The 13,286-nt window shown below is 58.7% G+C and carries 19 protein-coding genes; 14 read left to right on the plus strand and 5 right to left on the minus strand.

Features of this window, described 5'->3' with window-relative positions; translation table 11 throughout:
* The 3 genes from B3E94_RS09625 to B3E94_RS09635 are packed head-to-tail and all read left to right on the plus strand — an operon-like array spanning position 1 to position 1,841.
* Positions 1-978 (plus strand): major capsid protein, encoded by a 978-nt coding sequence (locus tag B3E94_RS09625; protein WP_286913269.1) that lies wholly within the window; start codon positions 1-3, stop codon positions 976-978.
* A gap of 47 nt (positions 979-1,025) precedes the next feature.
* Positions 1,026-1,460 carry a HeH/LEM domain-containing protein gene (locus B3E94_RS09630; RefSeq protein ID WP_286913270.1) on the plus strand — a complete coding sequence of 145 codons (435 nt, stop codon included), beginning with the start codon at positions 1,026-1,028 and terminating at the stop codon, positions 1,458-1,460.
* Positions 1,461-1,463: 3 nt separating this feature from the next.
* Entirely contained in the window at positions 1,464-1,841 is a 378-nt protein-coding gene (locus tag B3E94_RS09635; RefSeq protein ID WP_286913271.1) for a hypothetical protein, read from the plus strand.
* Between the two features lie 6 nt (positions 1,842-1,847).
* Here B3E94_RS09635 and B3E94_RS09640 read toward each other — a convergent pair whose 3' ends face one another.
* Positions 1,848-2,072 (minus strand): hypothetical protein, encoded by a 225-nt coding sequence (locus tag B3E94_RS09640; protein WP_286913272.1) that lies wholly within the window; start codon positions 2,070-2,072, stop codon positions 1,848-1,850.
* Positions 2,073-2,112: 40 nt separating this feature from the next.
* On the opposite strand from B3E94_RS09640, the gene B3E94_RS09645 reads away from it, so the two are divergent.
* The 7 genes from B3E94_RS09645 to B3E94_RS09675 are packed head-to-tail and all read left to right on the plus strand — an operon-like array spanning position 2,113 to position 5,232.
* Positions 2,113-2,505 (plus strand): hypothetical protein, encoded by a 393-nt coding sequence (locus tag B3E94_RS09645; RefSeq protein ID WP_286913346.1) that lies wholly within the window; start codon positions 2,113-2,115, stop codon positions 2,503-2,505.
* 1 nt (position 2,506) lies between these two features.
* A complete protein-coding gene (locus B3E94_RS09650; RefSeq protein ID WP_286913274.1) occupies positions 2,507-3,181 on the plus strand; it encodes a hypothetical protein in 675 nt (224 codons plus the stop codon).
* On the plus strand, positions 3,178-3,606 hold the full coding sequence (locus tag B3E94_RS09655) for a phage tail terminator-like protein (RefSeq protein ID WP_286913275.1): 429 nt from the start codon (positions 3,178-3,180) through the stop codon (positions 3,604-3,606). The genes B3E94_RS09650 and B3E94_RS09655 overlap by 4 nt, the downstream gene beginning before the upstream one ends.
* A 39-nt stretch (positions 3,607-3,645) precedes the next feature.
* A complete protein-coding gene (locus B3E94_RS09660; protein ID WP_286913276.1) occupies positions 3,646-4,305 on the plus strand; it encodes a phage tail protein in 660 nt (219 codons plus the stop codon).
* A gap of 9 nt (positions 4,306-4,314) precedes the next feature.
* The gene (locus B3E94_RS09665; protein WP_286913277.1) at positions 4,315-4,698 is read left to right on the plus strand and encodes a phage tail assembly chaperone; all 384 of its coding nucleotides are present in this window, start codon (positions 4,315-4,317) and stop codon (positions 4,696-4,698) included.
* A gap of 17 nt (positions 4,699-4,715) precedes the next feature.
* On the plus strand, positions 4,716-5,012 hold the full coding sequence (locus tag B3E94_RS09670; protein ID WP_286913278.1) for a DUF1799 domain-containing protein: 297 nt from the start codon (positions 4,716-4,718) through the stop codon (positions 5,010-5,012).
* A gap of 37 nt (positions 5,013-5,049) precedes the next feature.
* Positions 5,050-5,232, plus strand: a complete 183-nt coding sequence (locus tag B3E94_RS09675) for a hypothetical protein (RefSeq protein ID WP_286913280.1) — start codon at positions 5,050-5,052, stop codon at positions 5,230-5,232.
* A 239-nt stretch (positions 5,233-5,471) separates the two neighbouring features.
* Here the strand turns inward: B3E94_RS09675 and B3E94_RS09680 are convergent, their stop codons facing one another.
* The gene (locus B3E94_RS09680) at positions 5,472-5,774 is read right to left on the minus strand and encodes a hypothetical protein (protein WP_286913281.1); all 303 of its coding nucleotides are present in this window, start codon (positions 5,772-5,774) and stop codon (positions 5,472-5,474) included.
* A 159-nt stretch (positions 5,775-5,933) separates the two neighbouring features.
* Between B3E94_RS09680 and B3E94_RS09685 the strand changes: the two genes are divergently transcribed.
* A complete protein-coding gene (locus tag B3E94_RS09685; protein ID WP_286913282.1) occupies positions 5,934-6,566 on the plus strand; it encodes a hypothetical protein in 633 nt (210 codons plus the stop codon).
* A 551-nt stretch (positions 6,567-7,117) separates the two neighbouring features.
* On the opposite strand, the gene B3E94_RS09695 is transcribed toward B3E94_RS09685, so the two are convergent.
* From B3E94_RS09695 to B3E94_RS09705, 3 genes are all read right to left on the minus strand, one after another.
* Positions 7,118-7,705 (minus strand): hypothetical protein, encoded by a 588-nt coding sequence (locus B3E94_RS09695; RefSeq protein WP_286913283.1) that lies wholly within the window; start codon positions 7,703-7,705, stop codon positions 7,118-7,120.
* A 76-nt stretch (positions 7,706-7,781) separates the two neighbouring features.
* Positions 7,782-8,396 carry a DNA translocase FtsK gene (locus tag B3E94_RS09700; protein WP_286913284.1) on the minus strand — a complete coding sequence of 205 codons (615 nt, stop codon included), beginning with the start codon at positions 8,394-8,396 and terminating at the stop codon, positions 7,782-7,784.
* Between the two features lie 39 nt (positions 8,397-8,435).
* Positions 8,436-8,882 carry an Arc family DNA-binding protein gene (locus B3E94_RS09705; RefSeq protein WP_286913286.1) on the minus strand — a complete coding sequence of 149 codons (447 nt, stop codon included), beginning with the start codon at positions 8,880-8,882 and terminating at the stop codon, positions 8,436-8,438.
* Positions 8,883-9,024: 142 nt separating this feature from the next.
* Here B3E94_RS09705 and B3E94_RS09710 point away from each other — a divergent pair, with 142 nt between their 5' ends.
* The 3 genes from B3E94_RS09710 to B3E94_RS09720 all read left to right on the plus strand — a co-directional run bounded on the left by B3E94_RS09710 (position 9,025) and on the right by B3E94_RS09720 (position 13,273).
* On the plus strand, positions 9,025-10,086 hold the full coding sequence (locus B3E94_RS09710; RefSeq protein ID WP_286913288.1) for a phage antirepressor N-terminal domain-containing protein: 1,062 nt from the start codon (positions 9,025-9,027) through the stop codon (positions 10,084-10,086).
* A gap of 80 nt (positions 10,087-10,166) precedes the next feature.
* On the plus strand, positions 10,167-10,481 hold the full coding sequence (locus B3E94_RS09715; RefSeq protein ID WP_286913289.1) for a hypothetical protein: 315 nt from the start codon (positions 10,167-10,169) through the stop codon (positions 10,479-10,481).
* Between the two features lie 56 nt (positions 10,482-10,537).
* On the plus strand, positions 10,538-13,273 hold the full coding sequence (locus tag B3E94_RS09720; RefSeq protein WP_286913290.1) for a phage tail tape measure protein: 2,736 nt from the start codon (positions 10,538-10,540) through the stop codon (positions 13,271-13,273).
* The last annotated feature ends 13 nt before the right edge of the window (positions 13,274-13,286 follow it).

A 13,286-nucleotide genomic window follows, 5' to 3' on the forward strand; every position in this document is an offset into this window, starting at 1 on the left:
ATGGCATCTACCCAACTGTCGGACATCTTCGTTGCCGACTACTACGGCACTCTGGAGCCGGTGAATTCTCCAGAGAAGACCGCCGTTTATGAGTCGGGCATCATCACCCGCTCGGCCACCCTGGACAACATTGCCAAGAACGGCCAAGGCACTTCCGAGATCAGCTACTGGCAGGATCTCGATGCCGATGAGGCGCCGAACATCTCCAACGATGACCCTGACGACCTGGGCGCCGTCGGCAAGGCCGAGCAGGGCAGCATGCGCGCCCGAACCCTGTACCTCAACAAGGGTTACGGCGTTTCCGATCTGACTGCTGAGCTAGCCAACTCCGAGCCCATGCAGCACATCCGCAACCGCTTCGGCACCTACTGGACCCGCCAGTGGCAGCGTTATCTGATGGGCGCAGGTCGCGGCATCATCGCAGCCAACATCGCCCAGAACGGTGGCGACATGGTCAAGGACGCGGGCGCCTCGATCAGCGCCAACGCCTTCCAAGATGCCGCCTTCACCGCCGGCGATGCTGCTGACATGTTCGGCGCCATCGGCGTGCACTCGGTCGTCATGAATCAGATGGTCAAGCAGGACATGATTGAGTACCTGCGTGACTCGCAGGGCAAGATCATCCTGGCTACCTACCTGGGTAAGCCCGTGTTCATGGATGACGCCCTGACCTACGCCCCGGGCCAGTTCCTCTCGCTGTTCTTCGGCCAAGGTGCCTTCGGTTACGGTGAGGGCGACCCGCATATGCCGGTCGAGATGCAGCGCAACGCCGCCGGCGGCAACGGCGGTGGTGCCGAGGTGCTGTGGGAGCGCAAAACCTACATTCTGCAGCCGGCCGGCTTCAGCTGGCAGGGCAGCGAGAACCGCAACCTGAGCCCGACCGCCGCCCAGTACGCCGCAGCAGCGAACTGGAAGCGCGTCTTCGACCGCAAGCAGGTTCCGTTCGCCGCAGTCATCAGCGGTACCGCCACCCCTTGACCCCATGATGCGGGGCGCCGGCCTGGCGCCCTGCGCAGGAGATCTGCATGAAAGTCATCTACACCAACACCCCGGGTAGCGAGCGCGGCACCTGCTATCGCCGCCTGGACCAGTTCTTCGGCGTGATCGACGGTGCTACCTCGGTGTCCGTTCAAGGCGACGCCCCGCACATCGGCGAGGCTTACCAGCGCCAGGGCATCAGCGTGAGTGAGATCGAGGAAGGCCTGCGCCTGGACGGCCCTACCGTAGCCCAGTGGGTGGCAGAAGGTTACAAGGCGTCGACCTACCCACCGAACGGCTACGCCCCGGTCAGCAGCCAGGCCGAGATCGACAAGGCAATCGAGGAGGAGGGCGGCGACGAGACCGACCCTCACAAGATGAAGGTGCCGGAGCTCAAGGAGTGGCTGACGGCCCAGGGCATCACCTTCGATCCAACCCTCAACAAGCCCGATCTGCAGGCCCTCATCCCGTCGAAGGAATAAGCCATGACCGACTTCATCACCGTTGGTGACGTCGACCAGGCGCTCGGGCAGGGCTGGGCAGGCGACGGTGATGCAGTACTTGCCGTTGCCATGGCCAATGCCTGGCTCACGGCCAAGATCAAGCGCCCGGTGCCAGTCCCGGGACCAGATGCCATCGTGGCTGCCGGCGCGCAGGTGGCCAAGCTGGCAGCGGCCGGCAAGCTCTACAAGGACACCCAGCGCGAGGTGCAGAGCAAGACCGTTTCGGCCCAGGCCGGCACCTCGACCAGCAAGACCTATGTCGCGGGGTCTGTAGATCGCTCCGCTGGTGAGAACTTCGCCCTGGACCTTATCGCCCCGTGGATCCGGCGCCCTGGCACCGTTATGCTGAAACGGGTGTAACTGCCTTCAGTTTCGCCAGGTCTGTTTCAGTTCCTGATCAAACCATTGCTCAGCTACATCGTTCGCGGGCATCACGCTCTTGAACTCAAGGTAGTGCCCATAACCTTGGGCCCGAAGCCAGTCTTTGAACTCTCCGAAACTCGGATGCCAGCCTGGCGGTTGCTCCTTAGTTCCCGCCCAGGTGTGAGCCAGTTGGCGTATCGCCATTTCGCATTCAGCTTTTTTTGTCATGTCCGATCTCTGTCATGGGATTGGCTGGAGTTTATTTGAAATGGGCATGCGAGAAGAAATCCAGGCCGACCTGGCGGAAGCGTTCGATGATCCTGATGGCCTGGCCGACGCAGTGAAGCTTGTGGCTGGATCCCGCAAGGTGAAGGGTGGTTACGACCCCGAGATCGGCGGCACCGTCCCGGCCTCCACCGTCCATTACACCGGGCGCGGCGTGTTCGGCAGCTACCTGGCCAAGGAGATCGACGGGACCCGCATCCAGACCGAGGATGTGAAGCTGCTGGTGCTTCAGAGCGAACTGTTCGAGGGGCAGGCCGGCGCTGTCAGCGATGTCACCGCAGCGCCCAAGATCGGCGACCAGGTGAGCGGCTCCCGCGTGCTCAACGTTTCCGAGGATCCGGCCCAGGCGACCTGGACCATTCAGTTGAGGAAGTGACATGGCGCGCGGCTCACACATGGCCCAGCGGTACGGCGGACAGCAGGGTGGATTCGCCGAGGCCATACGGGCGTTCGCCGAGCAGGCGGAGCAAGCCCTGGACGCCACCTTCCGCGAGATTGTGATCGAGATCGGCAGCAGCGTGATCCGCATGTCGCCGGTCGGCAACCCGGAGCTGTGGGCGGCCAACGTGGCCCACCGGACCAAGGCCAACAAGGCTGCCGATGACTACGACTTCAAGGTCGCGGTGCGCAACACCCTAATCAATCTGAACCAGGAAAACTTCACCAACGCCGGCAAGCTGCGCAAGGGCGTGAAGTACGCCAAGCCTCTGACGAAGACGGAGCGCGAGCAGAACTTCGCCACCAATGGATTGGTAGCTGGCCAGGGATACGTCGGCGGACGGTTCCGTGGCAACTGGCAGTTCTCCATGGATTCGCCGGCGACTGAGGAGCTCGACCGAATCGACCCGTCGGGCAGCGAAGCCATCACCGCGCTCATCACCCAGGTGCAGGCGCTAACCATCGGCCAGACGGCGTACATCGTTAACAACCTGCCGTATGCCATCCCGCTCGAGTACGGGCATTCCACACAGGCGCCTGTCGGCATGGTCAGGGTGACCCTGGCCAACTTCCAACGCATCGTCGACGAAGCCATCAGGAACAACAGCGTATGAGCCAAGCACGAGCCAGGCAGGCCATCGAGATCAAGCTGATGGCCTGGGCCACGGCGCGCCCGATCCGGGTCGCGAACTTCGAGCAGGGTTTCGAGGCCGGGCCCGACGAAACCTACCTGCAGGCTTTCCAGCTGCCGGCGGGCACCACCTGCCGCTACCTGGGCAGCGATGCCTACGAGTACACCGGCGTCTACCAGGTGAGCATCGTTTGCCCGGCGGGCCGGCCCCTGGCAACCGCTGAGAATCTGGTTGATGAGCTTTCGAGCCTGTTCCGAGTGGACTCGGCGCTCAGCCGCAACGGCTTCGAGGGCTTGGTCACTGAACCAGTTGACCAGGGCCCAACCATCACCGAGTCGGCGACCTACACGGTCCCGACCAGCTTCACCTACCGCGGTGTCGCGGACCAACCGCCCGCTGGGGCATAACCAACCGCCGCCCGGCGGGCTATCAAGAGGAACTACACCATGGCCGCACGCTTCCCGCTGCCGAACGGCGCCGTGCTGGAGATCGCACGCGTCATCGGCGCTGCCGTCCCAATCACCGCGCTGACCAACGCAAAACCTCCTGTTGCGACTTCAGCCGATCACACCATCCAAAACGGCGATGTTCTCTTGGTCAACTCCGGTTGGGCCCTGATCAACGATCGTGCCGTGAAGGCGGCCAACGTCGCAGCCAGCGCCTTCTCCCTGACCGGCCTGGACACCAGCGATGCGGAACGCTTCACCGCTGGCGCCGGCGTAGGCTCCGTTCTCCCTGTTTCCGACTGGGTGCAAATCTCCAAGGTCACATCGTTCAACTCGTCTGGCGGCGAGCAGCAGTATGCGACCGTCGGATACCTGGAGGACGACGATGACAAGCAGTTCCCTACGAACCGGAACCCTACCAGCCTGTCGATCGTAGTGGAGGACCAGCCGACTGCCGCCTACGTCGAGGCCGTGGAAGGCTACGACGCTTCGAAGGAGCTGGCCGTGATCCGCATGAAGCTCCGTAACGGCGACCAGATCCTGTACCCCGGCTACGTCAGCATCACTCCCGACCCGACCATGGAGCGGAACAACGTGATGACCCGAACCATCAGCGTCGGGCTGTCGGCTCGCTCGCTTCGTTACCTGGCCGGCGCGTAAGGAACCCTCATGGCGAAGATCAAGATCGCACAGAACCCAACGTTCACCGCCGAGGTGAAAATCCCTCGCGTAGGTGGCGAGCCGGTACCGGTAGAGTTCACCTTCCGCTACATGGATCGTGCAGCCCTGGCCAAGCTGTACGACGGCTGGAATCAGGCCTTCGACGCGCATGCCGAGAAATGCAAGGCTGAAGGCGCAAGCCTCGAGCAGTTCACTGCCGGCCAGGTACAGCTGCAGGCCGATCAGATCAAGGCCGTCACCGCCGGCTGGGGCTTCGACGACAAGTTCACCGATCAGGCCATTCTCGACCTGGTGACCACCTGCGTCGGTGCACCCCAAGCCGTTCTGGATGCCTATCAGGAAGCCTACAACCCGGCCCGCTTGGGAAACTGAAGGCGGCGGCGCGGGCCTTGTACGAACAGGGCCCGTCCGCCGAGCAACTGGCGTTTCTGGGGCTGACCCTGGACGACATCGAAACCGAGGACGTGGAGGTGTGGCCAGATGCGTGGCCCGCCTTCTGCCTGTTCGAGGCCCTAGGCACTCAATGGCGCCTGGGGCCTGGAGGGCCCTCAGGGCTCGACTACACGGCCATTCTTGGCACCGCCAAGATGATTGGCTTGAAACGCGGCGAGCTCTCCGAAGCCTTCAACGACCTACGTACCATGGAAAACGAAGCACTGGCCGTGATGGCCGAGGCGGCAGAGTAGGGTAGCGATTAATGCGGCTAGACCGCAGGAGGTGGGAATGAAACAGTGCACCGATGGAAGCCATGATCCATTCGTGATGATTTCGGCTCATGGCATGCGAATCGACCTGCGGAAAGGAACTATCACGTTCCCTGAATTCACTGGCCTCGGAAGAACGATCGAGCCTCCTGCTGATCATTCAGAAGAAACCGAAGCGGGGCCGAAAACGCCGTCTCCGTAACCTCGTTATCGGGGATCCCAGGCATGGGCCATCCGTGCTTCAGCGTGTGGGTGAGCATCTGCTCCATGACCTGTGGCGAGTAGCCAGGAATCTCACGCAAAGCAGCGGATATGGCTCCCAGAGCGGCCGCATTACCAGCCTTTAAAGCTTGGAGCTCATTCCTCAGGCTGCTTAGCTCTGCACTGAGCTGGGTGATTAGCTCATTCTGATCTGACATTTGATCTCCTATCCATGGGCTATCAATCAATGGGCCGGGGAGTATTTTTTTCTCGTTCTAGGCTCAAGCGGGCATTTTGAATTTCGATGAAAGTGCCCTCCACTTCATCAAAAACGCGGTTGTATGCCTCCTCCGCCACGGGTGACAAATTCTTTGCACAGCCGTTGTGCCGATGGAGGCTAATGATCTGGCTGAGTCCAGTAAGCATCTCAGGCGGTAGGCGATGGGCTATGTCTCCAACCAGCATCTGCAGGATGGCGACAGATGCGGAGTTGATACCCTTCTGGTGCTCCCGATGTTGCTCAAATTCTTCCTCAAGCGTCATGTGTGCCTTCCAATTTGGTTGCGAGGGCACAACGCTACTACGCCGACACCCTGGCCGGTTACTGGGTTTCCGTCCAGGGTGGATGGGCGGACAGGAATTGAGAGCGAAACGGCGGCATGGCACGATGAATGGCTTTATAGGGCTAGGAAGGAGCTGGGCGTGATCACTGCTGCGGAAAAGAGGAATTTATGCATCACAGTCATGGGCGCGAAGCTCGGTGCGATGTACTGCGACCTCAACGATCACCTACTCGATATGCTCCTGCTATGGAAGCAATATGAACAGCTCTTCGGTGTTGACGAGGATACTGTACAGATCCTGAACCGCTCGGCGCCTACGTTTTTTGGAGTCGTGCAAGCGCAGCTATGGGATGCAGTGATGCTCGGGATATCAAGGCTTACTGACTCGCCCGAGAACAAATCACAGCAAAACCTCTCCATTCGAGCTATTGCTCCGTGCATCAGTGATCCGAAAATACGTGCCCAGGTGGAAGGCGCGGTAATTTCAGCTCTAGCAGACACGAAATTTGCACGCGATCATCGCAACAAGCGTATTGCGCACACTGACCTCTTGCATGTTCAGGGGCGTGCCGCTAAACCACTCCCACCTGCGAGCCGTGAAAAGATCAAAGCGGGACTGGATTCGATCTGTGCTGTGCTGGAAATTCTCAATGGCCATTACCGGCAGTCCGTAATGCTATACGACGATCTGATCTATGATGGGGGCGCCGGTAGCGTGGTTCGCCTCTTGAAGGATGGTCTGAAGCATCAAGACTGCGAATTGATAGAGTAGTTTGTGAGCCTATCAACGTTCAAGGCAGGGCCAATAATGGACTACCGTGCAACTCGCTACGCCCTATTTGCCATTCCCTTATTCGTAATGTGCCAGCCAGTACTAGCATCGACGTGGCAAATTTGCCGTATGGAGCTACGTGTAACTGATGTATTGAAGCTTCCCTATCCAAAGCTACAGGCCCAGGTCGTGAAGGTAGGCCAGGCATCGACCACGGCAGAATGTCAGGAAAAGGGGGCGACTATCACATTCGTACCGGAAACTGCTGATTACCAAAGCACGCTCCTACGCAGGCAGTGGCCCAAAAAAGGCCAGTTGATGCACATCAACTACCGATATCTGGATGGGACGTGTAAACGCGATGGCCACCCCATGAGTGCCGAATTGAACACTATCCCTTAGCGGGTACTTGGTAAGCGTCCGACGAACACATGTTCGCCACATGCAGGTCGAAGAACTTACGGCGAGGATGGGACATGCAGCCGATTTCGGTGATAGCCATCCGATAGTCCTTTGGGATACGAAAGCCCAGCGCTTGGCTGGGCTTATGCTTACTCGTAGACAGACTCGAGGGTGTTCATTTCACCTTGTGGCGGGTTCAAGGGCTCCCAAGGACCGGTTGGCTTCACTGCATCTAAGCGGTGCATGGTAAGAACGCCTGCATCGTAGCTTCCTGATACGCCTGCGAAGCCTACCTTATCGCCGTCTTTGAATCGTCCATCATAAATTTTCCTGACGTTACCGCTCTGTGGCGCCAGTGATACAGAGACTCTTCCCGACGGTCGACAGTGAATACTCATAATCGTGTTTGTGCGGTGTCCGTTTGGTGACTCATCAAAGGCCCTAACGATATCGTGGCCGCCAGGCTTCCGGCAGCTCCTTGAAGGGATGGTCGCAGATACCCCCTCGGCCCATGACTCGTCGCCTGATGCAGAGGGCATGAAGAACATCAGATTGAGGCCAATGACTGCCTCCCGCGGCAGAGGCGATGCCCAGTCCTCTAGCGTGTTTCTGGTGCTTACTAAGGCCGATTCGAAGTTCTTCTTGATAAGGTCCGTCGAGGCTTCGAGGAGAGCACCGCCGATTGCGGCTGATACCATGAGTAAGCCGCTTGAAAAGGATTTCTTAAGTGAAGGCATCGTTCGCGTCCTTGCGAGCTGAGGCGAATGAACCCGTGAAAATCACGGGTGAAATATGAGCTGCGCTTGGCCGGGCTTAGCTGCGAGAGTCCCAGCCAACCACCAGGCCGTTCTCCAGTGTTACGCGAAGTAGATAACGATTGCTGACTTCATGATCATACTTCCAAACTTCGCGTGATTTGTCCTTCATGTACTTTTGGTCAATCGCCTCGGGCTCTCCGGCGGAGTCGAATAGCTGAGCGGCAGTCATCCCTTCCCAGATTTTCCCCTTTAGGATGGCCCGGACGATTGATTGGTCGTCGTACTTTTCAACGAGGTACGCGGTACGAAGAGCTAGCTCTTCTTGCTTTCGCTGCTGTTCGATTACGGCTTTGGAAGGCAGTAGCCGTGCGGCGCTCCGCTGCTGGAGGGTGAGTAGGTGGCGACTGCCTTCTGCATCAGGTGCCGAAATAACGCAGTCGTCCTCAAGCGCTTCGATCAGGCGCGCTGCACGGTTGTAGCCGATTCTCAGTTGGCGCTGAACAGCCGATACACTGCAGCGGCGGCTCGACACAACAAAGCGTGCGGCCTCCAGATACAGCGAATCGTCATTGGGTGTCAGATTTGAAATCTCGATCTGCGGATGCGGATGCGGCTGTGGGTTAGGCGACTCCGCAATCGATCCGCCGAAGAACTTCTTCCACCAGGACATCCATGGCTCCTTAACGGCCGGTGCTTGGCCGGCTTGGGGTTACTTCTTCGGTTTGTGCTGCGGGGGGTGTTCCGCTGCCAAAGCTGCAAGGTGGAACTTGCTATCGATCCCGATGGGCATCGACCCCCTCTTGCTCCGAGCAGGCCGATCCTCTGGCGGCATTGATGCTCGTGCGGCCGCTTGGCGGAGATACTTCGCAGTAGCCTCTTCGTGCAGCAGCTCGACCTGCTCCATTGGGCTCAGGCGAGATCGCGACTTCAGCTCATAAATGTTATCGAGGGTTTCTTGGTACATCTGGGCCAAGACCTGCATAGCAGCTTCGTGCTCTGACATAGGCTGAGCGGATGCGCCCTTGGAGTAACTTTCCTCCAGGCGCGCAACTATCTCAGCGTTCAGTGAACGCTTGGACTCTTGGGCTGCTTGCTCAATTTGCTCACGCAGAGCGGCGGGCAACCGTAACTTGAATTGCGAATCTTCTCTGCTCATGGCGCGGATAATGGACCACGGTGGTGTTGACAGCAATGGGACCACCGTGGTTCTATTTCTTGGGATCACGGTGGTCCTTTGAGGATGCAGGTATGCGTACAGACCCACAACTGAAAATGAGATTGCCAGAGGAGCTCAAGCAATGGGTGGAAACCGAGGCGAAGAGGAACTACCGCTCGCAGACTGCGGAGATAGTGTTCGCTTTGATGGAAGAGAAAAAGCGGCGGGAGCAGGCGGCAGCCTGAAACGAAGAAGCCCCGACGAGGTGAGAGTCGTCAGGGCTTCGGGAAACGAGATCAACTTCGGAGAAGAAATCGTCATGGCAAATAGTAGCACAGCTGTATCCAGTGTCATCCCGTTCCGTTCGGCAAAACTTCTGCTCATCGAGCGCGATGGCCAACCTTTCATCCCAATGAAGCCTGTTGTAGAAGGGATGGGACTGGACTGGAAAAGCCAGCACGCGAAGCTTCAAGGGGGGCGATTCAATTCAGTTATGGTGATGATCACCACAACTGGATCCGATGGAAAACGGTACGAAATGGCATGCCTCCCCCTGCGCAAGATCGCGGGTTGGTTGATGTCGATTCACGCCAGTAAGGTTCGGCCCGAGCTTCGTGATGGTGTGATTGACTACCAGAACGAATGCGACGACGCACTATGGTCATACTGGAATGAAGGGCGCGCATTAAATCATCGCGAGACGAACCAGTCGATGACGCTGCTCGGTCAGACCATTGGTACCGATGGATTCCACATGCTTGGCGCGATTGTTAAGGGCAAGGTGGCAGCTTTACCTGTGCCAATTCAACGCCGGGCTACGGCTAAGATTTGGTCTCAAGTTCATGCGGCTTTCGGAGTTCGATCAGCCGCAGACATTCCAACCGAGCACCTAGATGGCGCTCGAAATTTTATTGCCTCCTACTCGGTGGTCGAGGGCGAGTTTCTACCAAAGCGCGACCAGGCTAAGATCGAGGGCAGTCCGCATAAGCGCTACTTGGTAGCTTTCAACCACGAAGGCGAGCAGAGCATCGAAGAGGTCCCGGACGATGCCTACGTAATGTCCCAGCAGGAGCTGATGGCTGGAATGGTCTGTACGCCTGGCGACATTCCTGTTTCGCACATGGACATGTTCCGCTTCGTGGAGGCGGGCCTGGCCAACCTTAAATCGCGTGCGATGGCGCTTACCCTAAAATCGGGTCTCTAGCCCCGCGATCCTTCGAGCCCGGGGTTTTTGGCGCTTCCTGCTGATGGTGTAGATTGCCCTCATCAACCAGGAGGGTGCGCATGAAGCGTTTGGCATTGGTGGCGCTGGTGGGGATGACCCTGGCAGGCTGCGGGAAGAACGATATCGACCGGGCGCGAGAGGCGGTTGCTGCGCAACTCACAGACCCGTCGTCAGCTCAGTTCAGGAATGAGCGGAGCAAGAAGGATGGCTGGGTGTGTGGCGAGGTGAACTCGAAGAACGCCATGGGCGGTTACGTCGGCTTCAAACGTTACACCGTGATCTGGAAAGATGGCGGTGGTCAAACCGTCTCCCTCGAAGGTGAAGGCGAAACATCATTGGACCGCGCGCTGTGCGAGGCCAAAGACGAGGGTTAAACCTCGTAAGAAAAATCAACCCGCTTCGGCGGGTTTTTTGTTGTCTGGAGAAACGTATGAGCCAGGGTGATATCGCTGTTCTAGGCATCAAAGTTGAGTCAGGTGAAGCAGTCTCGGCTGCGGACGATCTCGATAAGCTGACTAAAGCAGGAGAACGTGCTGAGGCCGCTACAGGCACCGTTGGTCTCCAGGCAAAAAGCTCCGGCGTGTTCATCAAGGATCTCGCGGCAAGCACTCAATCGGCAGAGCAGGCCGTAGACAGGTATGCCCGACAGGCGCAGGCGGCTGGTATGTCGACCAAGGCATATACCGCAGCCCTGCGCGGTGTCCCTGCTCAGTTCACCGACATCGTAGTCTCCCTACAGGGCGGGATGAACCCGTTTACCGTTCTGCTCCAGCAGGGCGGACAGCTGAAAGATATGTTTGGCGGGATCGGGCCAGCGATGCGGGCGCTGGGTGGATACGCTGTTGGTTTGGTCAACCCATTTACTGTCGCAGGCGCGGCGGCAGCTGGCTTGGGCATTGCCTATTACAAAGGCTCGCAAGAAGCGGACGAGTTTCGGAAGGCGCTGGTGCTTAGCGGAAATGCTGCAGGCAGCAATGTCGGGGCGATGGCTGATCTTGCGAGGCAGATCAGCACTACGGTGGGTACGACAGGTGCAGCCGCGGATGCTCTGGCTCAGGTAGCGAACAGCGGAAAAATTGCTGGTGACAGCTTCGGGGTCGTCACTACCGCCGCTTTGCAGATGAAAGATGCAACTGGTCGTGCGGTAGAGGAAACGATTGCCGATTTTGTGAAGATCGGCAAGGACCCAGTTGCAGCGGCGCGAGAGCTGAACGATCAATACAATTTCCTCACGGCCAGCACATACGCCCAGATCCAGGCTCTCAAGGATCAGGGGGACACCGTCGGCGCAGCCAAGCTGTTGACTGACACCTACGCCCAGACCATCAATACAAGATCGAAAGAGATTGTTGAGAATCTTGGATGGATCGAGAAGGCCTGGCGTGGGGTTTGGGGTGCAACGAAGGCTGCCGGCGATGCTGCGGTTAATTTCGGACGTTCTCAAGGTATCGCCCAGCAACTGGCCGAGGCGCAGTCGGCGCTGGCCAGCCTGGAAAAAAGAGCAAGCGAGAACAAGGTCGTTGCCGGTAGCGCTCAGCTGAAGTCCGAGCGCACCCTTCTTGAAAGCCGAGTAAAGGCTCTGGGAGATCAGCTCAGAACGCAGCAAGCCATCGACCAGGCTCAGGAAAACTACCGGCAGAGACAGCGCGACTCGATCATCGCCATGCATGAGGTCGACACTCTTGAAAAGTCAGCTTGGACCAATGCAGAGAAGCGCGCCGATGCTTTGCAAAAGTACGAACGCGCTCTGGAAAAGATCCGCAAGACTGATCCAAATGATGCGCGGCTCAAGCCAGAGGCTATTGCGCGCGTTCGCGCCGACATCGAAGAGCAGTACAAAGACCCTGCAACCAAAAAGACTCCTGCTTACCGGGAGGACGCCGGCACCAAGGCGCTCGACCAGGCCCGCCAGCAGTACTCAGTACTCCAGCAACAGAACATCCTCATCGGCGCCCAGCGAGGCGAAGTGCAGAAACTCGGTGAGGCTGGCCAAGCCTTGGTCAAGTGGGAGCAGCAGCTGGCCGACATCAAGGACAAGAAAACCTTGACCGCCGACCAGAAGTCGCTGGTCGCCAATCAGGACCTGATCACTGCTCAGTTGAAGCGCAACGCTGCGCTCGAGCGCGAAATGCAGCTGCGTAAGGTGGCCACTGAAGAGGCGCAGAAGCTTGCTGCCTTCGAAGCAAACCTGAACAGCCAACTGCAGAGGTCCGCGATAGGTCTGAACAGCAACCTGGCCGGCGCAGGCCTCGGTGACCAGGCACAGCAGCGTCTCCAAGAGCGCTTCAGCATCGAACAGCAGTATCAGCAGCAGATGGACAACCTGCTGCAGCAGCGCAACGAGGGCAGGATCAGCGAAGAGCTTTACCAAAAGGAGAATGCCGCGCTGCAGAACGCTCTCGACCAGCGCCTTGCCATGCAGGAGCAGTACTACCTCCGGGTAGATGAGCAACAATCCAGCTGGTCGCTCGGCGCGAAGGCTGCCTTCAACACTTACCTCGAGCAGGCCCAGAACGTAGCTGGTCAGACACGAACGTTGTTCACCAATGCCTTCAGCAACATGGAAGACGCTGTGGCCACCTTCGTGAAGACTGGCAAGTTATCGTTCAAGGACTTTGCTGATGACGTGATCGAGGACCTGATCCGCATCCAGGTGCGACAGGCTGCGGCGGGCTTCTTGGGCTCGGCATTCGGTTTCATCACTGGCGGTAGCCAGTCGCTGGGGCAGGGCACCATGACTCGATTCAGCGAAACGATCGCGTCGTCCGGGTTCTCTGGCGGCGGCTACACCGGCGACGGTGGTAAGTTCGAGCCGAAAGGCGTTGTGCACGGTGGTGAGTTCGTCCTTCGCAAGGAGGTGGTGGCCCAGCCCGGCATGCGCAACTACCTGGAGGGCCTCAACGTCAAGGGCTATGCCTCCGGTGGCTTCGTGACGCCGCGCGTTGCGTCGAACGCCTCGTCCTATGCCAGCGGCCAGTCGGATGCTTCGATTGGCTCTATGCCTGCGATCAAGCAGGAAATCACCGTTCAGGGTACGGCTGACGACGCAACCCTGGCCCGCATCCAGCAGGCTGCCCAAAAGGGCGCACAGGACGGCTACAACCTGGTGCTGCGCGACTTCAAGATGAACGGGCCGGCGCGGCAGCTGATCGCCCGCAACCGATAGCAAGAAGGAGTAC

The sequence above is a fragment of the Pseudomonas sp. UBA6315 genome (assembly GCF_002438125.1).
Lineage (GTDB): Bacteria > Pseudomonadota > Gammaproteobacteria > Pseudomonadales > Pseudomonadaceae > Aquipseudomonas > Aquipseudomonas faucium.